This window comes from Streptosporangium oxazolinicum (assembly GCF_039537505.1).
In the GTDB taxonomy this organism is placed as follows: Bacteria; Actinomycetota; Actinomycetes; order Streptosporangiales; family Streptosporangiaceae; genus Streptosporangium; species Streptosporangium oxazolinicum.
Genome location: NZ_BAABAQ010000009.1, coordinates 108,366 through 129,413 on the forward strand (window position 1 = coordinate 108,366; position 21,048 = coordinate 129,413).

Consider the following 21,048-nt stretch of genomic DNA (forward strand, 5'->3'; position numbering starts at 1 on the left):
CCGCCCCGCCCCGCCCCGCGCCGGGGCTCCGGGCGGAGGGCCACCACCTTCCGCCCGGACGCCGGGAGCACGACGAGGTCGGCCACACAGGAGGAGGCACGATGAGCAGCAGAAGCAATAACAGAAGATCGTTACGAGGAAAGAAGGCCGTCGGCGTCACCGACCTTGACGTGGACTCCTCCGGCAAGGATTCGTCCTCGGAGGAGGAATCCGCCCCGCCCCCGGAGAAGACCGGCGACGAGAGCGGAGAGGTCGACTGGGACAAGATGATGCGCGACCTGAGCGCGCTGTCGGGCACGACCACCATCGACGACGAGACGGCGGTCGAGTCGACCGACTCGGAGATGCAGAGGATCCTGGACGACCTGGACGCGCTGAGCCGGGGGGATCTCCGGGGGTCTCCGCAGGGAATCCGGCCGGAGCGGACCGTGTCCGAAGAGCGGCAGGACACCGAGGAAACCGATGAGCTGACCCTGAGCAAGCGGGGGTTCCTGACGGACCCCGGTTTCTCCATGAACTTCGACTTCGATCTCGGATCGCCTCCCGGTGTTCCCGCGTCGAAGGTCGGGCTGGTGCCGCACCCGAAGTTCAAAGTCTTGGACCAGGCCAGCACACCCGTCTACGAGAAGAGGCAGGACGGCGACATCGGTGACGTCCAGGGGGAGCCGTTCAGATATATCAACCAATTCCTGTACACGATCGGCCGGCCGGTGCCCGTTCGCGACGCGAAGGGCATGCCGATGGTCGCCTGCGTCTACATAGACGGCGGAGAGTACTTCATCGGCCGGGACGCCTTCGTCGAGCGGACGTACCAGAGAACGCTGCAGGTGATAGACGACGCCGAAGCCGCGTCCGACGAGGGGCTCAGGACGTTCTGGACGAAGGTCTTCGAACCGCTTCAGGAGTTGACGGAGGTGGAGCTCTCCACTCCACTGTCCGCGGTCCCCAAGAGCGCGGTGGACCAGGGCCGGGTCAGGAGTGCGAAGCTCGTCACCGTCCCGCGGGGGACCTACCGGAAGATCGGGCTCGTGAACCGGAGGGTGGAAGCCACGCAGCTCTCCCCGTTCAGCTTGATCATCGAGGTGGGAGGCCAGGAGTTGGTGATCGTCCCCGACCTGATCGTCGGCGCCCTGTTCGAGTCGCAGCAGACGGACGAGTCCGAGGAGCAACCGGACGCGCCCGAGGGAGTGGACGTGTCCGAGGGAGTGGACGCGCCCGAGGAGGACCCGTTTCAGGCCATCGAGGTGCCGCCGCAGGTCACCGAGGCGCTGCAGCAGATCGTGCCGGAGTCCGGGAAGGGGCGGGCGCCGAGGCTGAACGCGAAACAGATCATGGATCTTTTCGCCGGCAGCACCGAGTTCGCGCGCTACGTGACACTGCCCGAGCGGCCCGACTGGCTCCGCGACGAGCACATCCATTACGTCACCCAGGACCAGCTGGGCGCGGTCCTCGTGCTCGACAGGATGCCGAACGACCAGAAGGAGATCGACGACGCGCGCACGAACGACAGGTTCGCCCAGTCGGAGACCACGAACGGACTCCAGGTCAAGGAGGAGATCTACGTCCGGGAGGATTGCACCGGCAGCGGTACCGAATACCACGAGACGGTCCACAAGCTCTCCCACCCGGCGGTGCTGGACGTCTTCGGCTTCTGGTTCAACGAGGGCCTCACCGAGCACTTCACCCAGCTGCTCCTGGAGGGCGGGGAACTCGTCCGGGACAAGGACCAGTACGGCCCGCAGCACATGGCGATCACCGCGCTCATGGAGTACGCGGGGGTGACCGAGCAGGAGCTGGCCGACGCCTACTTCCGGGGTGAACTCCAGCCGCTCTACGACCGGGTCGCCTCCGTGGCCGTCCACCACCCGTTCAGCCAGGAGAACCCGTTCAGCCTCGACGGTTACGCGGCGCGCGTCGACAACAGGCGCTCCCTCACGGCGCGGCAGACGCTCAAGGAGGCATGCGGCTTCACCGAGACCGAGACCGAGATCGAGATCGACGACATCACGACGGCCGACGGCACGATCGACGGGACCACCACGACCACGATCGACGACATCGTCACGACCGGCGGCACCCCACCCGGGGGCAACGAGAACACCGGGGAGACCGGAGACAGCGGCGACACCGGCGAGGGGTTCCCCTAGACCTCGTCGCCACCCGTCCGTCACGGCCGGAAGCGGCCGGTGGTGCGGGCCCGCCGTCGTCCCGGCTCCCGGAGCCGGGACGGACGTGCGGGCCGGCCTCCCGTCAGGGCCGGAGCGGGTCCTTGTCGGCGGGGGTGAGGTCGCTGGGCCAGAGACGGTAGACGTTGAGGCGCGTCTCGTAGTACTTGTCCGTCTCCCCGACCCACTGCATGCCGATCCGTTTGGCCGTTCCCGCGCCGCGGTCGTTGTTCACCCGGACGACCGCGACGAGCTCGTGGGCGCCGATGGAGAACGCCCACGCGGCGAGGGCCCGGCCGGCCTCGGTGGCGTAGCCCTTTCCCCAGGCGTCGGGGGAGAGCTGCCAGCCGATCTCGATGTCCTCCTCGTCGGGCGGCAGGTACCGCAGGGAGAGGCCGCCGACGATCCGCTGGTCGGAGTTGCGGACGATCGCCCACCGGCCCAGCGGGGGTGTCAGGGTGCCGCGGCTGTGGACCCACGATTCCAGCGTGGCCCGCATCGCCTGCTCGCCGTCGAGTTGCGTCATCGCCGGGGACAGCCACCGGGTGACCTCTGGGACGCCGTAGATGTCAAGGGCCTCAGCGGCGTCGTCGGGACTCCAGTCACGTACCGTGAGGCGGGCGGTGGTCAGTAGCGCCATGTTTCCCTCTCCCTGACGAGTTGACCGGCCGTACGGCGACGAGAGGACGCCGAGCTGGAGAAAATATCGTTTTCTTGCCGGAAATGTCCGATGTATTGCACTTGTGAGGGTACGCCTATTCGCGGGGCGGCGACCAGACCGGGCGGGAATCGCCCGGCCGTGACACCCGGAGGGTCACCCGCCGTGACCACCCGACCTCTCCCAGAGGCGGATCAGGGGCGAGCCGGCGGGGGGTGGCGCCCACCGGGCCCCCTGACCGGCAGCAGGACCCGCACGATCGTCGTGTCCACCACCACGACGATCACCAGGTCCGGCGAGGGGAACCGGCCGGGAGGGGTGACCGGCCCTTCCGGTGCGGGAACGCCCGCGAGGAGTGACCGGTGTCAGCCCTCCAGGGCGTACCGCATCACGCGGAGCTTGGCCTCGGCCTCGGCGAGCTCGGAGGCGGGATCGGAGTCGCCCATGATGCCGCAGCCGGCGAACAGCCGGGCCGTGGAACCCTCGATCTGGGCGCAGCGCAGCGCGATGCCCCACTCTCCGTCACCCCGCGCGTCGATCCAGCCCACCGGCCCGGCGTACCCGGCGCGGTCCATGCCCTCCAGCTCGCGGATGACGTCGAGCGCCGCCTCGGTCGGGGTGCCGCCGACGGCGGCGGTCGGGTGCATGGCCGCCACCACGTCCAGGACCGAGGCCCCGTCCGACAGCCGCCCGCTCACCGGGCTGGCCAGGTGCTGGACGTTGGAGAGCACCAGGAGCTCGGGCTCCTCGGGGATCTTCAGCTCGGCGCAGAGCGGGTCGAGCGCCTCGCGCACCGAGGCGACCGCGCAGGCGTGCTCGTGGCGGTTCTTCTCCGAGGTGAACAGGGCCGTGCCGCGCGCCACGTCGTCGGCCTGGTCGGCGCCCCTCGGGGTCGTGCCGGCCAGCACCAGGGACTCGATGGTCTCCCCGGTGCGCCGGACCAGCAGCTCGGGCGTGGCACCGACCAGCCCCGCGCAGGAGAAGGTGTAGCACTCCGGGTAGCGGCCGGCCAGGCGGGTGAGCAGCAGCCGGACGTCGATCGGCCGCTCCGCGACGGCGGTCAGGTCGCGGGCCAGCACGGTCTTCTCCAGCCGGCCCGACCTGATCCGCCGGACGGCCCTGGCCACGGCGTGCTCCCACTCGGGCGCGGTGAGGCTGCCGTCGCCGTAGCGGATCCTGCCCGGGGCGCGGAGCGGGGGGACCGTGTCGAGCCGCCGCTCGCCGACGGTGGTCAGCCAGGCGCGGCCGTCGCGGCGGGCGAGGATGGTCTGGGGGACGACGAGGACCGAGCCGCGCGCCTCCGGGTCGAAGGTGAACGAGCCGAAGGCGACGGGACCCGAGCCGGGCGCCGTCACGTCGTCGTCGACGTGCGCCTCGCCGAAGAGGTCCGACAGCCGGTCGCGGGCCCAGTCGAAACGCCGGGGGCCGGGCGGCACGGCCAGGCGGACGGCCTCACCCCAGGCGACGAGACCCTCCCCGTGCCTGACCCAGGCGTAGGGGGCGGTCTCCGGCAGTCGTGCGAACAGGTCCCCGGGGTCGTCGACGGGGGTGGTCGTCACCACGAGAGGACGGGTTGATCCGAGCGCTACACTCACCCCCGCCACTCTATGCGGGAAACTGAACGTGTTCGACGGTGGTTCTCCCGTCAGCACACCCGCCACGCGGTGTCAAGAAAACCAAGGCACTCGGTCAATGGACTCTACCGTCCTGGCCTGCGGTGATACATCCGAAGCAGACGCGATCTCTCAGCGGAGGTGTCATGCTTCGCACGACTGTGACAGCACTCACAGGGCTGACCGCCCTCACGACCGCCTGGGCGACCCCGGCCGGAGCCACCCGGACGGCGGAACCCTGGCGGCCGGTGATCATGGCCGCGCTCGGTGACTCCATCAGCGCGGGGTTCAACGCCTGCGGCTGGTATCTCCCCTGCACCTCGCGCTCCTGGTCCACCGGTGACCACCAGAGCGTCCGGAGCCAGTACGTGAGGCTGCGGGCCGCGGACGCGGCCGTCGCGGGGAACAACGTGAACCTCGCCATTCCCGGCTCCACCAGCGCCGACCTCGCCGGGCAGGTGACCCGGGCGGTCGGTCGGCGTGCCGACTACGTGACGGTGCTGATCGGCGCCCAGGACGCCTGCGTGTCCGAGGAGCGGCTGATGACCCCCGTGGCCGTCTACGAGCGGCGGGTGGCCGAGGCCCTGGCGCTGTTCCGGGCCGGGCGGCCCGGCGGCCGGGTGTTCGTGGCGAGCATCCCCGACGTCAAGCGGCTGTGGCAGATCGGCAGGAAGGACCCGGTGGCGCGCGGGTTCTGGGCGGTGGGCCGGATCTGCCCCACCATGCTGGCGCGGCCCACCTCGACCTCGGCGACCGACCGGGCGCGCCGCGACCGGGTGCGCGCCAGGGTGGCCGACTACAACGCCGCGCTCGCCAGGGTCTGCGCGGCGTACGGCCCCGCCTGCCGGTTCGACGGCAACGAGGTGTTCAGGCAGCGGTTCACGACCGGCCACCTGAGCAAGTGGGACTTCTTCCACCCCAACGCCGCGGGCCAGAAGCTGATCGCGGAGAAGACCTACGCGATGATGCGCGACTGGCTCACCGAGGAGGAGACCGAGCCCGTTCCCCTTCTCATTCCCTGACCGTGCCGTGGCGGGCTCCTTCTCGCGGGCGGTCGTCCCGCGAGGGGGTGCGCCGGGTTCCCACGGGGGTACGGGGACCCGGTGGTTCAGAGCCAGCCGTTGTGCCGGGCGGTGTGGGCGGCCTCGATGCGGTTGCGGGTGCCGGTCTTGCCGATCGCGGCGGACAGGTAGTTGCGCACCGTGCTCTCCGACAGGTGCAGCCGCCGTGAGATGTCGGAGATCGTCGCGCCGTCGGCCGCCGCGGCCAGCACGTCCCGCTCGCGATCGGTCAGCGGGCTGGCACCGGTGCTCAGCGCGGCGGCGGCCAGCGCCGGGTCGATCACCTTCTCGCCCGCCAGGACCCGGCGGATCGCCGCGGCGAGCTCCTCGACGGGACCGTCCTTGACCAGGAACCCCGCGGCGCCCGCCTCCATCGCCCGCCGCAGGTAGCCGGGCCTGCCGAACGTGGTCAGGATCAGCACCCGGCAGCCCGGCAGCCCGTCCCGCAGCCCGGCCGCGGCCTCCAGGCCGCTGGCCCCCGGCATCTCGATGTCCAGCAGGGCGACGTCGGGGCGCGCGGTGAGCGCGACCGGCACGACCTCGTCGCCCCTGGTGACCGTGGCGACGACCTCGATGTCGTCCTCCAGGTCGAGGAGCAGGGCGAGCGCGCTGCGCATCATGCCCTGGTCCTCCGCCAGCAGCACTCTGATCATGGAAGGGTCACCCTCAGCAGGAAGCCGTCGCGGTCGTGGGTCTCCAGCGTCCCGCCGAGTGCGACGGCCCGCTCGGTCAGGCCGCGCAGGCCGTTGCCCAGGGGGCTCCCGTCGCGCCCCCGCCCGTCGTCTCGGATCTCCAGCGTCGTACCCTCCAGGACGATCTCGCAGGCGCCGGCGGCGCTGTGGCGGACCACGTTGGTCACCCCCTCCCGCACGGCCCAGCCCAGCAGGGCGTCGGCCTCCGGTGCCGGCCGCTCCCCGGTGACGGTGACGGTGACGGCGATGCCCGCGTCGGCCAGGGCCGTGCGCGCCGAGGCCAGCTCGGCGGCCAGCCCCCGGCCCCGGTAGCCGGTGACCGCGGCCCTCACCTCGGTCAGCGCCTCCCTGCCGACGGCCTCGATGTCGGCCGCCTGCCGCGCCGCCGCCTCGGCATCGCGGGGGGCGAGCCGCCGTACGGCCTCCGCCTTGACCACCATCACCGACAGGGTGTGCCCGAGCAGGTCGTGCAGGTCGCGGGAGAAGCGCAGCCGCTCCTCGGCCACCGCGACGCGGGCCAGCTCCTCGCGGGTCTCCTGGAGTTCGGCGATCACGGAGAACAGCTTGAGGACGATGCTGACCACCAGGCCACCGGCGGCCGTTCCCCAGGTGGCCAGGGAGATGTTCGCCCAGCTCGCCCCGGCGTACCACATCACCGCGACCAGCGCGAGCGTCAGCACCGTGAGGAGGAGGTAGACGGACCTGCCGCGCAGCACGACCCCGCAGGCGATGGTCATCAGCGGCGCGAGATAGAACCAGTTGTGCGCGGGTCCCGCCAGCAACAGGAAGGCCGCCGCCAGCAGCCCGGCCAGCGCCACGGCCGCCGCCCGGCGCCGGTCGCGGAAGGACAGCCGGATGCACAGCACGTACAGGACCGCGAAGGTGGCGACGCCCAGCGCGGCCGGCAGCACCGGCCGAACCTCCCCCGCCGCGAGGTCGCTGATCGGGGGGTAGGCGATCAGCAGCCACGGGTAGAAGGCGAGCTCTCCCGGCTCTCTCCTCCAGGCTCCCCCGGGATCCTTCCGCCGTTCTTTCCGGCCCGCCGCCTCCGGTGCCCGCGGCGCGTCCCGGGGTTCCTCCGCCTTCACGCTCACCCGGCCACTCCTATCACGCGGCTCACCTCACGCGCCCGGCCCGGCGGTAGCCGTACACCGCCAGGAGCCCGAAGGCGACCAGCCAGCCGGTCAGCGTCAGCGCCGTGCCCACCTCGGGGACCTCGCCGAAGGCGACCTTCCGCGACAGGTCGGCGTAGCCGAAGCTCGGCGTCCACTCCGCGACGGCCCGCAACCAGGAGGGGAAGCCCTCCGTGGGCAGCCACAGCCCTCCGACGATCGCCATCGTCATGTTGGCCGCGATGTTGAGCACGGCGGCGGTCTGGCCGCTGAAAAGGTAGCCGAAGGCCAGGCCGAGCAGGGTGAAGGGCAGGGAGCCTACCCAGAGCAGGAGCACGATCGAGATCCACTGCCAGGCCTCCAGCCGTACCCCGTTGAGCAGCGCCGCCGACAGGCACACCCCGGCGATCACGGGCAGCACCACGAGCACGCCGGTCGCCGCCTTGCCCGCGACCACCCGTACCGGGGCGAGGGGAGTGATCCGCAGCTGCCGCAGCCAGCCCGCCGTCCTGTCCTCGGCGATGCCGCTGCCGTTGTTGAAGGCCGAGCCGATCGCGCCGAAGGCGGCCATGTTGACCATCACGTAGAGGGCGGCCCAGACGCGGTCGTCGCCCGCCACGCCGAGGTTGGTGAAGATGAGGTACATCGTCACGGGCATCGCGAAACCCATGATCACATATCCCGGGTCGCGGCGGATCCTGGTGACCTCCAGGCGGATGTAGCCGAGCATCAGGCGTCCACCTCCGTCAGACCCGCTGCCCGCCCCGCCTGCCCTGTCAGAGAAAGGAAGGCGTCCTCGAGCGCGGTGGGGACGACTTCGAGGTCTCGTACGGCTCCCGCCGCCGCCAGCGCCACGACGGTGGCGTCGGCGTCGCGGGTACGCAGGTGGGCCCGCTCGCCCCGGATCTCGACCGAGACGACGCCGGGCAGGCGTTCCAGCGGGGCGGTGTCCCCGGTAGCGGTGACGCTGACCGTGGACAGCGCGACCAGGCGCTTGATCTCCCTGCTGGTGCCGTCGGCCGCGATCCGGCCCCTGTCGATCACCACCACCCGGTCGGCGTACTCGTCGGCCTCCTCCAGGTAGTGGGTGGAGAACAGGATCGTCCTGCCGCGCGCGGCGAAGGCGCGCATGCTCTCCCAGAACTCCCGCCTGGCCCGCACGTCCAGCGCCGAGGTCGGCTCGTCCAGCAGCATCAGCTCGGGGTCTCCGGCCAGCGCGAGCGCGAAGCGGACCCGCTGCGCCTGGCCGCCCGACAGCCGTTCCATCCTGCGACCGGCGAGCCCCTCCAGCCCGGCGCTCGCCAGCACCTCCTCCAGGGGGAGCGGCGCCCGGTAGGTCCCGGAGACGAAACCGATCAGCTCGCGGACCGTGGTCCGGGGAACGAGGCCGCCCTCCTGGGGCATCGCCGCCAGCCGCCCGCTCCGGATCGCGGCCTCGGGGGTGCCCCCGAGGACGCGCACCGTCCCGGAGTCGGGGGCCAGCAGCCCGAGCAGCAGCCCGATCGTGGTCGATTTTCCCGCGCCGTTGGGACCGAGCAGGGCGACGGTCTGCCCGGCGGGGATGTCGAGGCTGAGGTCGTCCACGGCGCGTACCGCCCCGAAACGCTTGGTCACGCCCCTGAGGGACACCGCGTCGTTCGCGTCGTCTGTCATGCGGACGACGCTACGGAGAGGCGGGTCACCCCCGGCAGATCCATCGATCCAGGCCCACCCGTGACAAATGTCCTACCGGTGCCCGCTTTCCCGGCCCTTCAGGGCTTCGCGGGCCCCCGGTGTCCGGGGGCCCGCGAAGCCCGTCCCCTCAGCCCGCCAGCGCGGCCAGTGCGGCGGCCGTCTCCTCCGGCTTGGAGAACATCGGCCAGTGTCCGGTCGGCACCGAGGCGAAGCTCCACTCGGGCCCGGCGAGCGCCGCGAAGAAGGGGTGGCCGGAGGCGATCAGGGCGTGCACCTGCTCCAGCGGGAACGAGCACGCGACGAGCGTCTTGGGCAGCGCGTCCACGCCACCCTTGAGCACCAGCGGCCGGGTCATCGTCCCGTACGGCTGCGGGGTCGCGCGGGAGGCGAGCCACTCGCGCTCGGCCTCGCCCAGTCCCTCCAGGCTGGCCCCGGCCCGCTCCTGCTCCTCCCAGGACGGGAGCGGGTAGCCCACCCCGCCGCCCTCCTCGGCGACCCGCGTCTCGACGACCGCCCGCCACTCGGGCTCGGTGAGGTCCAGCTGGGTCATGCCGTCGGCCGGGGGGCCGCTGTCGACGTAGACGATCCGGGCGACGCGCTCGGGGATCCGGTCGGCCGCGCCGGTGACCGGGGCGCCGGCGCCGCTGTGGGCGACGAGGATCACCTCGGTCAGGTCCGCGAAGACGACGGTGTGCACGATGTCCTGGATGTGAGTCTCCAGGTCGACCTCGGGGCCCGCCAGGTGGACCCTGTCGCCGAGGCCGGTGAGCGTGACCGGGTGGACGTCGTGCCCGGCCTCGCGCAGCGGCCCGGTGACCCTCTCCCAGGCCCACGCGCCGAGCCAGAAACCAGGGACCAGAACGTATGTGCTCATTTTTGTCTCCTCTGTTCGCCTGGTTTCACCCTAGAATCGAATCCGGACAGTATCGGTCCTGATTTTTGAGGGGAATTCCGATGACCGCCGCCCGGGTGCTCGCGCTGCTGGAGTTGCTGCAGGCCGTCCCCGGCCTGACCGGTCCCGACCTCGCCGCGAGGCTGGAGGTGGACGAGCGCACGGTCCGCCGCTACGCGGTGCGGCTGTCGGAGCTCGGGGTGCCGGTCCAGGCCGAGCGGGGCCGCCACGGCGGATACCGGCTGCTGCCCGGCTACAAGCTCCCGCCGCTCATGCTCACCGACGACGAGGCCACCGCCGTGGTGCTGGGGTTGCTGGCCGGGCGGCGGACCGGGCTGGCGGTGGGGGAGGCCGCGACCGAGAGCGCGCTGGCCAAGATCCAGCGGGTGCTCCCGCGCCCGCTGCGCGAGCGCGTCGACGCGGTGTCGGAGACGCTGGGCCACACCGCGAACGCGGCGCCGAGAACGAGCACCCCGAGGGCGGGACCGCTGCTCGCCCTCGCCGACGCCACCCGGCGCCGGGTCACCGTCCGGCTGGCCTACCGTTCCTGGCGCGGTGACGCCTCCGAGCGCGATCTGGACCCGTACGGCCTCGTCTTCCACTCCGGCCGCTGGTACGTCGCCGGGCTCGACCACCACAGCGGGGAGATCAGGACCTTCCGGGTGGACCGGGTGGCGAGCGCCGCGCGCACCGAGCGGGGCTTCCGGGTGCCCGACGGCTTCGACCCGGTGGCCCACGTGGTCGGATCGCTGTCGGCGGTGCCGTACCGGCACGAGGTCAGGGTGCTGCTGGAGACCACCCTGGAGGAGGCCGCCGCGCGGATCCCCGCCGCCACGGCGACCCTGGCCGAGACCCCCGGCGGGGTGCTGCTGGCGATCAGGGCCGAACGGCTGGACGGGATGGCCCAGATGCTCGCCGGACTCGGCTGGCCCTTCACCGTCATCGCCCCCGCCGAGCTACGCGGCGAGGTCAGAGCCCTCGCCGCCCGCCTCCTCACCTCCGCCGACGCCTCCCCACCCTGACCCCGGCCCGTCGCGGCATCCAGGCGAGGGCATCCTGTGCTGACCTTGATTTTGTGGCGGATGGCAGAGGAACGTCCAGCGGAGGCGCTCTGGATGTACGGCACTGGGCGCCACCAGTAGGGGAGACAATCATCCCTGTTCGGAATCTGCTAGGCACCTCAGTTTGTGGTTTTAGTCTTCGGCTCCATTGGTGTCGGCGACGGTGTGGAAGCCGAGGGAGCGAGGTGGCGTACTCAGCCCCGATGTACAGGTTCTCGGCCTTATCGTCACACACCCCGGTGTGACGCTGGCCATCCGACACACGAATGCTCTCGGCGGTGGTCGCATGCCCCTACCCCGATTGAGATCGACGGGTTCAATCACCTTGCATGGGGTTCACTGGACAAGTCGGTTGCTTGGTGTTTCCAAGCAGGCACGGATCACGGCCTCCCGGTGCTCGGACTTCGTTTCTCGGATGGACAGTTCCAGCCTTCGGGTCCGGGAGTCCTCTCGATACACGTTGGTGCGGAACCGCAGCCACCACCCGACGAGGACACAGACGATGCCGATGAACAGCACGCCTTCGGGGACGGTGGCTAGGGCTTCCAGGGTCTTCATTCGTCGCTCCTCACAACAACGGCTGGGACGAACAAAACAGTGACCGATGGCTCGGATTTCCTTCTAGTGTGAGGAAATTGTCGGGAAACCCGGGAGGGATGCCGTGCCGCCAGGCAGGCCGCGCAAGCACGATCGCGAAAAGTACGTGGAGCTCCAGGAGCTGGTCTGTTGGTTCGAGCGGCATGCCGAGTTCTCGAACCCCCGATCTCTCCTGTCCGCTTCGGCTCGGCGTGGATTTCCGCTGCCGAAGAACGGTGTGTACGAGTTCTTCCGGCGAGAGAGGCTTCTCGACTGGCAGACGACCGCCTTGATGGCCGACGCCCTGGGGCAGGAGGCCGGTACGGTTCAGGAGCTGTGGCAGCGGGCTAGGCAGTCCATGCGCACCAAGCAGCCGCCTTGGCAGGCGGGCGCTGCCTCGTGGGATAACCTGCCCACGCCCGAAGGCTGGTTGCGGGAACTGCTGATCGGGCAGCGAGACGCGCCCGACCGATTCCCATACCGGCTGCTCGATGTTTCTCCCCCTCTGCTGTCCGAGGTCTATGTCGAGCAGGATGTGCAGCCCGCGGTGACCCGTGGGTCTCACGACGGATCGGCTGAGAAGCATCCTCGGGCCGCCCCTCCTGCGGTTGGGAAGTCTCTGCGCCAGGTCCTCAGCGAACACGATCACCTCTTCATCACCGGGGGGCCCGGCACGGGCAAGACCACTCTGGGGAGGCACCTGATCTGGCAGATCGCCCAGGCGTGGCTCTCCGAGCTTGGCGACGAGGTCGCGTGGTGCGCTGAACCGGTCGTCGGGGTCCGTATCACCGCCGCTGACGTGCTCGCGGCCCGCAGTTGGGCCGAAGCGCTGGTCAGCGCCTCCTGGGCGAGTGCGCTGACCGAGCCGATCGATCCGAGGATCTTCGGAGGGCGGACGCACGGTACGCGCTGGCTCGTGGTTGTGGACGGGCTCGACGAGGTCGCCTCGCCCGAGAACCGTGAGGTTGTGCTACGCGCTCTGGCGGCCCGGGTGGAGCACGGTTCGGCCTATCGGCTGGTCATCACTTCGCGGCCCCTTCCGCAGGAGGAGTTGAAACCGTTTCAGGCGCGAAGCGTTGGTTTCTATACACTGAGCGGGTTCGACGGCGCTCAGCAGCGGGCTTTCGCCGAACGCTGGTTCGCGGCGCAGAAGATAAAGGATCCGGCCAAGGCCGTGACGGCGTTCCTCGAAGAGGTCGAGATCGCGGGACTCGTCGAACTGATCAAGGTTCCGCTTTTCGCCACGATCGCGGCCACGTTCTACACCAGGAAGCCTGGACGGTCACTGCCCCGAGGACGGATCGAGCTCTACGAGAAGTTCCTTGAGGAGCTTTCCGACGTGCGCTCGCACCGGGCGGACATTCACGGGCGACTCCGAGTCCGGTGGGAGGAGTTGGGCTGCGCCGGAACCATGAACTGGATTATCGCCAACCAGGAACGCCTGCGGCTTCACCTGGCGCAGGTGGAGACCGGGCGGCAGCCGTTGACACTGGATTCGGCGGTCGGCTGGCTGCGCGCGAACATGCCAGAGGGGCTGCGGCTACGCGACGGGATGGAGGGCGACCTGGGCCGACTGCTCGCGGAGACCGGGGTGCTGGTGTTCGACGGAACGGAGCTGTCATTTCTACACCGGTCGTTCGCCGAGTTCATAGCGGCCAGACAGGAGGCGGCCGGGATTTCCGCCGAGTTCCCGGGGCTCGTCGCGTGGATGGAGCGAGTTCAGGCTGAGACCTCGCGGAACTATGTGTTCTTCACCCTCGCCCATTGGGTTCGCCAGCAGGGGAATGACGCGTCCACGGTAGTGCGGTTGCTGCTGGCGGAGAACCTGCAATACAGGGTCATGGCGCTGCGTCTGGTCACGGCTGGAGTCCCGATGGGGGCCGAGTTGGAAGGGGCCGTGATTGACCGGGTGCTGAGCGAGCCGTTCGAGTCGCGTGGGCGCAGGTATTCGCGACCCGATCACGAACTCTTCACCGAACTGACCGAGCTCCGAGGCAACGAACGACTGGCGGAGCTTCTGCAGCGTCTCTCGCGAACCCATGGGCTGCCGATTGCGTTCCGGTCCTCTGCGGCGGCCGCGTACGCACGGGTGGCTGATCTTCCGGGTGGAGTGCGCCTGCTGCATGAGCTGGCGGACCGGGTGGACGACCCCGAGGGGTTGATCGGGATCGTGCGTCATCTTGCCGTGCTTGACGCGCCTGCGACCGAAGCCAGGATCCAGCTGCTGAGACGTGCGGTCGACGGCGATGAAGCATGGTGGCGGGTGAAGGCCATGTGGGAGCTGATTGAGCTCGGTGAGAACGAGGGGGCGGTGGAGCTCGCCCGTTTCATTCTGGGAGGTGGCGAGCAGAACGGTTCCTTGCTCGAGTCCGCAGGAGACATCTGGCTGGCTGTCGAAGGTGAATCCGCCGCCCCCGAGATCGTTCGGGTTGCAGCGGACCGGAAGTGGAACAACGAGTGGGCGCACGCTGGACTCGCCAAGCTGTTGTTCTACGCTGGTGACGCTGTGGCGGCGGAGCCGCATGCGCGTGAAGTCCTGCTGAAAAGCGCGACTGACGATGACATCCGGGAAGTCGTCGAGGCGTGGATTGAGACGGAAGGAGCCGATGGAGCGGAAAAAATCGTCGCTGTGTTTGACGGTTTTATCAATTGGAATATTGACGAGCGGTCCCGCGTCGCCCGTCAGCTTCTCGAACTGGGGCACCCTGAGGCAGCGGTCGAGTTGGCTCGCCGGATTCTTGGGGGACCAGAGAAACCATCTTCGCATGATGCTTCGTGGGCTGTGGAGGTGCTACTGTCCGCGCTGGGTGAATCCGTTATCGACGAAGCGCTGCACTGGTTGAACGAGCACAGTGTCGAACCAGGGAAACTCCACATGCTCACGCAGCAGATGATCGAAGAGGGTTTCGCGGCGGCGGCGTGTGTCCTTGCTCGGCGGACCATGAATTTCGCCGGAGCAACCGAGGAAACCTTCACCTGGGCCGCCGACATTCTCCTCATTCACGTCGGTTCCAAGGCCAGCGAGGAGATCACTCAGGCGCTTCGTGCTCGTCCGATGGGTTCCACGACGCTGACGGCGGCACTGCTTCCAGTCCTGTCGAAACACCAGCAGAAGGAGGCCACCGTCGCGCTGTGCCGGGAGGTCTTCTTCGACCCCGGGCGGACGGTGGACGAACTTCTCAAGGCTGTGCACGCCTGGATTCTGGTGGCCGGGCCGGAGTCGGTTCCGCAGATCATGTCACTGATCGAGGCGGTGTGTGGGCTCTCCGGTGACGAGTGCGCCAGGCTGGCCGGACTCCTGAGAGCCAAAGGCGAGGTGGGCGCCGCCAACTCGCTTTGGTGCGCTGTGAGCGTGCAGCCCACCCTCTCGTCGGAACTCCGCTGGCGGGCGGTCGAACAGCTTCTGGACGTGGGCGCTGCCGAGAAGGCGGCCACCACATTGAAGGCGGCACTCGCGACCACGTCCGACGAGGTCGAAAGTGTGCGCCTCCGCCAACTTCTCGGTTGGGTCGAGCCCGCTTTGTCCTGAATGGCAACGCGGCATGACGATCTTGGCACATGGCGGTGACAGGCCGTGTGTGCTTGTGCGGTCGGCTCGGGGCGCGGTGTCGGTGTCGGTGTCGGCCCGTTTCCCCGAGTCGCCGTCCCGAACCCGCCGTGCGCCTTTCAACGCAACGGGCTCTCCACGTGTCTTGCCCGGTGGTCAGCTTGTCGCCGCCGGTTCGATGGTCCACGGAGTGGGAATGGCCGCTCCGCGGCCACAGCGTGGAAGTCCTACTCAGGATCTATGCCAAATGCATCGTTGGCCAGGAGGAGGTGGCCAAGCAGCGGATCTCCGACGCGCTAAGGGAGGGCGAAGAGTGACTTAAAGCCGGTCCATAAAATTGAGCACGTATCCAGCGCCAAGGCCCGCCATTGGCTGCGCACACCGGCTACATCAAGGAAGCCCCTGCCCAGCGTTTCGCTGCTCAGGGGCTTTTTTCCTTGTTACGTGCGAGACCTGTACCTGCAGGATTCGAACCATCGATCTCCCATGTTTTGAACGGAGATCGGCTGTCATTGGGCGAACACAAGGAAAGGGTAATTTCTGTAAAAGAGTGTCGCTGAGAACGTCAGTTAGTGGCCGAGCTGGCTGTGTCGGCTACCTCAAGAGTTGCGCGATCAATCCAGCGAGAAAGCAGGCTGAAGGCAGCGATGGATTCCAGCGCTTCTTGCTCCTCAACGTCGTGATCGTCGTCAGCTAGATGTGCTACTGGATTGCGTACTGCCGAAAATAGGCCGCATCCAAATTGAATGGCCCCTACCTGTACACTTTTGAAGTGGTCTGGGTCCTCCTTGGAAGCGAGGCGCAGTCGAGGGCGGTTAACTTCAGGGTCCTCAATGCTGAAGGCCTGCTGTACCGCCTTGCCTTCTGACACGTCATGACGCCCCAGCTTCTTTCTTAACCGTGAATTTACATTGGTAGCTGCTGCATGAATAGCTGCCCGGTAGTTTCCGCTCTCCCAATGCGGACGGGCGGCGTCCCACACCCATGGGTGAAGGGACTCTGCGGATATTGTCGGACCACGATTATCGTCACCGATGTTCGCGGCAATCTCTTCGGAGCGTTGGACGAGTGGGATCAACTCGTTTAATAGCTCGCGAAGCTCCTTCACTTGTACCGCGAATGATCGGTCCATGGAGAAATTAAACTGCTCGGAGGGGAAAGCGGCGAGAATTGCCTGTCGAACGACCGATGCTTGGCGTCGCACGTCTTCTTCGGTCGCGGCGAACCGGTAGATCGGCTGTTTGCTTCTTTCGCCTCTAGTCTCGTCGGTCTTCACGCGTTCAGATATTTTGAGGAAACGGTCCCACTCCGCGAGTACCCACTCATAGTTGATTGGCATCATCGTCCTCCGCCTCATCGTGGGCAGCAATCTATCGGTGCCTTCGGCAGAGTGCGAGTGAGTTCTCTGTGCCAGCGCTCTTGATCCTTGCCGAAGTGACACGGCTCCTGCTTTGCAGATCAGTCCTCAAGTGTGCTGCTCGCCGCAAGATGCTCAGTCGGCGGGCATGTGGGTTGGACCACGTAGATTGCGGGAAGCCACTGGCGAGCCTGTCTAAGCAGGGCACGATAGGGCTCATAGTTCTCGATTCGCTCCCTGAGTTTTGCAGGCTCCACTCCGGTCTGCAGTAGCAAAGCGGCGGCGAGGACCCAGTAGAGCGTTCTCAAGAGGATCACCTGCTCCTGCCATTCCTTGTCATCAGGCGCGTCGTCCCGACGTGGAGCCTGGTGAGCGAAGCCGTTGCGGACGGCCTTGATGCGATCCTCCCAACCTTTTGTGGTGTCAAGCTTCTGTTCTTCCTGGCTTGCGACCATTAGCCCAGCCGCTTGGGGGATCGCTTCGCGAGTGAGATTCGTGAGGTAGCGCAGCCTCTCGATGTAGGAGGGCGCATCGATGTGCATGAGCGCCTCGCTGACGCGCTCCTTCAGCTCTTCGGAAACCGCCTCCTTCGCTTGTTTCCTGGCCCTGTCCTTTTGGCCGCGGGTCATTACTTGAGCCTTCGGCTGGAGTCGACGATGCAGCCCTTCTGCGGCGATGGTCATCTCAAGGAGCTGGCTCGGCAGAGGACGCTCGTGAGCGCTGATCGTCTCCGTCACGAGGGCCGGAATCGGGGATAGGTCCGCCGCGACCTCCAGCCATCTCGCTAGGTGATCAAGCGTGAGTCGATCACGAGCGAGAAAGACCTGGTACGCGTGAAGCAGATCGCCGCTGTCCTCCCGAAGCTGTGGATGCTGAACATCCACCCATTCCTTGTTCTCGTCCCGGAAGAGCTTCAGGTCGACAGGCGGGCAAGGGACCCCAATTGCCATAGTGAGAAGTTCGGTCATCGGTGTGACAAATCGCCGCCACCACTCGTCCACGGTGAGTCCAGCAGGTTCGTTAAGTCGCAACTCGACCGAGCGCTTGAACCCAGCTCCAAGGACTGTCGGTTCCTGGAGGTTGACCACCTCGTCAAGGACAAGTTCCCTACCGCCTGCCATTACGGCGGATGCTTGTTCGTGTTTTTCGTAGCGAGCGGTGATCTGGCTCCAGTCCTCCGCGAGCTCCATCGCGATGCCCGGCAGGTTCGCCCACGAGTCGAGGTGTTTTACTCGAATCCGTGCCATGGTGAAGGTAGCGTCAGCGCCCACTTGGTGTGGTCCTACGAGAACGTACTCGGCTCGAAACCGCTGCTCGCCTGGGTCACGGACCACACCACCAATGATTTCTGAACGCCCGGCGGTGACGGCACCGACGAGAGTGACCCTCCCGGAGGGATTGCGGATCATCCCGTGGATGACGAGGCTGTCGCTTGCCTGACCGTCGTCAGTCGGAACCATCGTCGAGAACGGAGTGCCGTCCGCGGAGATGGATCGGGACACTTCTCGCATGGACGGCGTGAGGGGGTCCGCGAGTATGAGCAAGGGCCAACGACTCGAAAGATCGAGCCAGCCGCCCACGGTCTTCTCGGGAGCATCGGGCAGCCAGAAACGGCCGGAACGCCGGGTTTTCTCGTCTTGAGCCACGTATGTCACGGTACTGTCGCATGGTCGCTAGGACATCCCATTTCTCTACTCCTACAAAGAGCAATCGGAGTAACCGTCTGGCGTGTCTCGGCCGAGAGTGGGTCAGGATCAGGGAGGGTCTGAACTATGGCCCAAGCTGTCGGCGGCAAGACCGCCTCCTGGCTATACGTCCGGCAACCGAGCGGCGTAAGGCATCGCTATTGGGGTCATCGCGGTCGTGTAGCACTCCACTGAGAGCCACAGCCCTTGCTTGGACGCGGATGATGCCCCCAGACGGGGCCGACGGCTTCACATGTACCAAGCGCTGGGATCTTCGACGCTCTGAGGACGGATAAGTGATCCGGATCCGACACGGAATCTGGGCACGTATTTGGCACAGCCAGCCGCAGACGTTCGCCGACAGCCGCACACCACCACACACACCAAGAGGGCCCCTGACCGGCGTTACCGCTGGTCAGGGGCCCTCTTACGCTGCTCGCGAGACGTGCACCCTGCAGGATTCGAACCTGCGACCGTCGGATTAGAAGTCCGATTATCTGCCCGCCGCAGGTCGTAGCCTGTCCGAGATGCGCTCGCGCAACGACGCTATCGCCGGAGTCTTCTCGTACGGCTCGCTCTCGCGCATGACGTCACGCAGCCGGTTGGTGACCCGGACCGACATCAGGGTGGAGGTCAGCTCAAGCGCGCTGGTCGCCGTCGCGGCCGCGGTTTCCGGTTCGCCGATCGCGAGGTGCACCCGGCACAGGCCGATCGCGTCGAAAGCCCGGCTGCGGACTCGTTCCGGTGGACGTAGCGCTACGGCGGACTCCAGTAGCCCGATTGCCGGAACAACGTGCTGTGGGTGTTCCAGGGCGCGGGCGAGGAACAGGTGAACCTCGCCCAGGGTGCTCGCCAGCTCGGAGGTGTCCAGGTAGGAGACGAATCCAGGTTCCTCGCCGATGTTCCCTGCGCTGGAGAAGGCGTCGTGGGTGTGGCCGATGGACCGGAGGGTTTCCCTGTCGCGCCGGAGCATGGCGTTGAAGCGGCCTTCCAGTGCGTACAGTCCGGCTCTGATCCGGGGAGTCGCCGTCTCGCGGGAGCCGTACAGGGCGAGCGTCACGAATTCCAGGGCGGCCTCGGGCTGGCCAATGTAGCCGTAGACCCGGGCGAGGCACTGAAGCAGGTGAGCCGCCAGGTTGCGGTCGCCCGACTCCTTCGCGGCCTGGACGGCCAGGACCAGGTAGCGAATGGCGTCCTCGCAGGCGCCCGCGTCGTGTGACATCCAGCCGGCCATGCCGCTCAGGTCGGCGACGGTTGAGAAAAGCGCACGACTGACCTGCTCGCTGTATGTCCCGTTGGCCAGCAAACCGTTGGCCCAGGAGAGTTGCCCGATGACGGCGCCGCGCGACATGCCTCCGCCGTGGGCGTTGTCCAGCTGCCGGAAAACCTCGGTCACCGCCTGGACGCGGTTCACATCGGCCAGTCCCAGGGCTCCACCGGAATCAGGAGACGCGCTGTGCAGCGAGGAGGGGCTGTTGTGAACCCAGGGTTGGAGATGGGTGAGTAGTTCCTCCGGAGAGATGTCGTAGGCGACGACCTCGGGAGCCGAGGTCGCGTCTCGCAGCATGTCCGTGCGGGACAGGCGGCGGATGGCCTCGACGGTGGCGGCCGGGCCATGTGGAATCCGGTCTCCCGCCTCATCGTCGAGAGGGTTCGCCATTCCCAGGTCGCCGGGGGAGAGGCGGGCGCCCGTCCGTTCGGAAAGGACCCGCGCCAGGATGGTCGGTACCGGTTCCCTGGGTTGCTCGCCGTCGACCAGCCAGCGCCGCACACGGCTCCCGTCGGGAGCGACATGGTTGTGCCCGTCGGCGTGCGCGCGGCGAGTGACCTCCTGGGCCAGAGCGTGCTTGCTGTATCCCGAAAGCTCGAACCAGTGCCGCAACCGCTCGTTCGGCCCGTTGGTACTCCGCTCGGTGGCCATCACTCCTCCTCGGCTCTCGTACCGCGCCGCCCTCTCCGACGACAGAGGCGGCAGAGGCGATAGATCGGACGATAGATCGTGGGCGGCGATCCGTCAGCCGCGCCGCGCTTTCGCCGGGGCGTCCGCCGCCCGCGCGCTGCCCGGTCCCCCGGACGGCCCGCTGGCTAAACGCTTCCGGAACGCTGTCCCGCGCCCGCTTCCTCCGCTCCGGCGCCCCGCGTTCTCCTGAAGACGCGCGATTGGGCGGACATCAACCCGCCCACCCTGACCGTACGGCGACCGCCGTCACGGCCCCGGCCGCACACTGCGGTGATCTGGGAGGAGCGCCATGGAAAGTGGCGACGACATTCTCGTCATAGCCTCAGGTGGTCTGGACAGCACGGCGCTGGCCTATCATCTGCTCGATCAAGGACACCGGCTCCGGCTGGTCTCCTTCGACTACGGTCAGCGCCACCGGGTGGAGTTGCGTGCCGCCGCCCGGATCGCCGACGAGATCAACATCCCTCACGAGGTGGTCGACCTCGTATCCGTCGGACGCCTGCTGTCCGGGTCGGCCCTGACCGATCCTGAGGTCGCCGTTCCCGATGGTCACTACACGGACCTCAGCATGAGGTCGACCATCGTTCCCAACAGGAACGCCATCATGACGGCGGTCGCGGTCGGCATCGCCTCGGCGAGCGGCTGCGAGTGCGTCGCCCTTGGCGTGCATGCCGGAGATCACGCGATCTACCCGGACTGTCGGCCCGCCTTTGTCGACCTGGCCGACCGGCTCGCGCGGACGGCCACCGAGGACACGGAATCGCCGATCAGGGTGATCGCTCCGTTCGTGACATGGACGAAGCGGCAGATCGTTGCCCGAGGCGCGTCGCTCGGTGTGCCTTTCGCGATGACCTGGTCCTGTTACCGAGGCGGTGAGAGGCATTGCGGTTCCTGCGGCACCTGCATCGAGCGGCGCGAGGCGTTCGAGCTGGCGAGTGTGCCCGATCCGACGGCCTACGGCGCGATCGCATCGTCGACCTCCAAGGGACGGTGAC

General features: G+C 67.9%; 16 protein-coding genes and 1 tRNA gene. 5 read left to right on the plus strand and 12 right to left on the minus strand.

The window, feature by feature from the left end:
• Nucleotides 1-101 precede the first annotated feature (101 nt).
• A complete protein-coding gene (locus ABD817_RS23470) occupies nucleotides 102-2,147 on the plus strand; it encodes a hypothetical protein (RefSeq protein ID WP_344920247.1) in 2,046 nt (681 codons plus the stop codon).
• A gap of 103 nt (nucleotides 2,148-2,250) precedes the next feature.
• On the opposite strand, the gene ABD817_RS23475 is transcribed toward ABD817_RS23470, so the two are convergent.
• Both ABD817_RS23475 and ABD817_RS23480 read right to left on the minus strand, forming a co-directional pair.
• Nucleotides 2,251-2,805, minus strand: coding sequence for a GNAT family N-acetyltransferase (locus ABD817_RS23475; protein WP_344920248.1), 555 nt, complete (start codon nucleotides 2,803-2,805; stop codon nucleotides 2,251-2,253).
• Between the two features lie 383 nt (nucleotides 2,806-3,188).
• Nucleotides 3,189-4,418 carry an isochorismate synthase gene (locus ABD817_RS23480; protein ID WP_344920249.1) on the minus strand — a complete coding sequence of 410 codons (1,230 nt, stop codon included), beginning with the start codon at nucleotides 4,416-4,418 and terminating at the stop codon, nucleotides 3,189-3,191.
• A 179-nt stretch (nucleotides 4,419-4,597) separates the two neighbouring features.
• On the opposite strand from ABD817_RS23480, the gene ABD817_RS23485 reads away from it, so the two are divergent.
• A complete protein-coding gene (locus ABD817_RS23485; protein WP_344920250.1) occupies nucleotides 4,598-5,458 on the plus strand; it encodes a GDSL-type esterase/lipase family protein in 861 nt (286 codons plus the stop codon).
• An 86-nt stretch (nucleotides 5,459-5,544) separates the two neighbouring features.
• Here ABD817_RS23485 and ABD817_RS23490 read toward each other — a convergent pair whose 3' ends face one another.
• The 5 genes from ABD817_RS23490 to ABD817_RS23510 all read right to left on the minus strand — a co-directional run bounded on the left by ABD817_RS23490 (nucleotide 5,545) and on the right by ABD817_RS23510 (nucleotide 9,849).
• A complete protein-coding gene (locus tag ABD817_RS23490; RefSeq protein ID WP_344920251.1) occupies nucleotides 5,545-6,150 on the minus strand; it encodes a response regulator transcription factor in 606 nt (201 codons plus the stop codon).
• Nucleotides 6,147-7,283 (minus strand): sensor histidine kinase, encoded by a 1,137-nt coding sequence (locus ABD817_RS23495; RefSeq protein ID WP_344920252.1) that lies wholly within the window; start codon nucleotides 7,281-7,283, stop codon nucleotides 6,147-6,149. The genes ABD817_RS23490 and ABD817_RS23495 overlap by 4 nt, the downstream gene beginning before the upstream one ends.
• 22 nt (nucleotides 7,284-7,305) lie before the next feature.
• A complete protein-coding gene (locus ABD817_RS23500; protein WP_344920253.1) occupies nucleotides 7,306-8,031 on the minus strand; it encodes an ABC transporter permease in 726 nt (241 codons plus the stop codon).
• On the minus strand, nucleotides 8,031-8,954 hold the full coding sequence (locus ABD817_RS23505; protein WP_344920254.1) for an ABC transporter ATP-binding protein: 924 nt from the start codon (nucleotides 8,952-8,954) through the stop codon (nucleotides 8,031-8,033). The genes ABD817_RS23500 and ABD817_RS23505 overlap by 1 nt, the downstream gene beginning before the upstream one ends.
• A 148-nt stretch (nucleotides 8,955-9,102) precedes the next feature.
• Nucleotides 9,103-9,849: an alpha/beta fold hydrolase gene (locus ABD817_RS23510; RefSeq protein ID WP_344920255.1), complete on the minus strand. Its 747-nt coding sequence runs from the start codon at nucleotides 9,847-9,849 to the stop codon at nucleotides 9,103-9,105.
• An 80-nt stretch (nucleotides 9,850-9,929) separates the two neighbouring features.
• Between ABD817_RS23510 and ABD817_RS23515 the strand changes: the two genes are divergently transcribed.
• Nucleotides 9,930-10,889, plus strand: a complete 960-nt coding sequence (locus tag ABD817_RS23515) for a helix-turn-helix transcriptional regulator (RefSeq protein ID WP_344920256.1) — start codon at nucleotides 9,930-9,932, stop codon at nucleotides 10,887-10,889.
• A 375-nt stretch (nucleotides 10,890-11,264) separates the two neighbouring features.
• On the opposite strand, the gene ABD817_RS23520 is transcribed toward ABD817_RS23515, so the two are convergent.
• Nucleotides 11,265-11,486, minus strand: coding sequence for a hypothetical protein (locus ABD817_RS23520; protein ID WP_344920257.1), 222 nt, complete (start codon nucleotides 11,484-11,486; stop codon nucleotides 11,265-11,267).
• A gap of 103 nt (nucleotides 11,487-11,589) precedes the next feature.
• Between ABD817_RS23520 and ABD817_RS23525 the strand changes: the two genes are divergently transcribed.
• Nucleotides 11,590-15,033 carry an NACHT domain-containing protein gene (locus ABD817_RS23525; RefSeq protein ID WP_344920258.1) on the plus strand — a complete coding sequence of 1,148 codons (3,444 nt, stop codon included), beginning with the start codon at nucleotides 11,590-11,592 and terminating at the stop codon, nucleotides 15,031-15,033.
• Between the two features lie 583 nt (nucleotides 15,034-15,616).
• Here ABD817_RS23525 and ABD817_RS23530 read toward each other — a convergent pair.
• The 4 genes from ABD817_RS23530 to ABD817_RS23545 form a co-directional block, all read right to left on the minus strand.
• The gene (locus ABD817_RS23530; RefSeq protein WP_344920259.1) at nucleotides 15,617-16,327 is read right to left on the minus strand and encodes a TIGR02391 family protein; all 711 of its coding nucleotides are present in this window, start codon (nucleotides 16,325-16,327) and stop codon (nucleotides 15,617-15,619) included.
• 182 nt (nucleotides 16,328-16,509) lie between these two features.
• Nucleotides 16,510-18,054, minus strand: a complete 1,545-nt coding sequence (locus tag ABD817_RS23535; protein ID WP_344920260.1) for an ApeA N-terminal domain 1-containing protein — start codon at nucleotides 18,052-18,054, stop codon at nucleotides 16,510-16,512.
• Between the two features lie 485 nt (nucleotides 18,055-18,539).
• Nucleotides 18,540-18,601: transfer RNA gene (locus ABD817_RS23540), tRNA-Ser, on the minus strand.
• Nucleotides 18,587-20,014, minus strand: coding sequence for an NsdA family TPR-like regulatory protein (locus ABD817_RS23545; RefSeq protein ID WP_344920261.1), 1,428 nt, complete (start codon nucleotides 20,012-20,014; stop codon nucleotides 18,587-18,589). Before ABD817_RS23545 ends, ABD817_RS23540 begins: the two co-directional genes overlap by 15 nt.
• 328 nt (nucleotides 20,015-20,342) lie before the next feature.
• Here ABD817_RS23545 and queC point away from each other — a divergent pair, with 328 nt between their 5' ends.
• Nucleotides 20,343-21,047 carry a 7-cyano-7-deazaguanine synthase QueC gene (gene queC, locus ABD817_RS23550; protein WP_344920262.1) on the plus strand — a complete coding sequence of 235 codons (705 nt, stop codon included), beginning with the start codon at nucleotides 20,343-20,345 and terminating at the stop codon, nucleotides 21,045-21,047.
• The last annotated feature ends 1 nt before the right edge of the window (nucleotide 21,048 follow it).

Excerpts from the sequence above, each read along its gene's own strand:
- ABD817_RS23470 (WP_344920247.1), top strand. The coding sequence starts at position 102 with ATGAGCAGCAGAAGCAATAACAGAAGATCGTTACGAGGAAAGAAGGCC.
- ABD817_RS23475 (WP_344920248.1), bottom strand. The coding sequence starts at position 2,805 with ATGGCGCTACTGACCACCGCCCGCCTCACGGTACGTGACTGGAGTCCC.
- ABD817_RS23490 (WP_344920251.1), bottom strand. The coding sequence starts at position 6,150 with ATGATCAGAGTGCTGCTGGCGGAGGACCAGGGCATGATGCGCAGCGCG.
- ABD817_RS23500 (WP_344920253.1), bottom strand. The coding sequence starts at position 8,031 with ATGCTCGGCTACATCCGCCTGGAGGTCACCAGGATCCGCCGCGACCCG.
- ABD817_RS23505 (WP_344920254.1), bottom strand. The coding sequence starts at position 8,954 with ATGACAGACGACGCGAACGACGCGGTGTCCCTCAGGGGCGTGACCAAG.
- ABD817_RS23510 (WP_344920255.1), bottom strand. The coding sequence starts at position 9,849 with ATGAGCACATACGTTCTGGTCCCTGGTTTCTGGCTCGGCGCGTGGGCC.
- ABD817_RS23515 (WP_344920256.1), top strand. The coding sequence starts at position 9,930 with ATGACCGCCGCCCGGGTGCTCGCGCTGCTGGAGTTGCTGCAGGCCGTC.
- ABD817_RS23520 (WP_344920257.1), bottom strand. The coding sequence starts at position 11,486 with ATGAAGACCCTGGAAGCCCTAGCCACCGTCCCCGAAGGCGTGCTGTTC.
- ABD817_RS23545 (WP_344920261.1), bottom strand. The coding sequence starts at position 20,014 with ATGGCCACCGAGCGGAGTACCAACGGGCCGAACGAGCGGTTGCGGCAC.
- queC (WP_344920262.1), top strand. The coding sequence starts at position 20,343 with ATGGAAAGTGGCGACGACATTCTCGTCATAGCCTCAGGTGGTCTGGAC.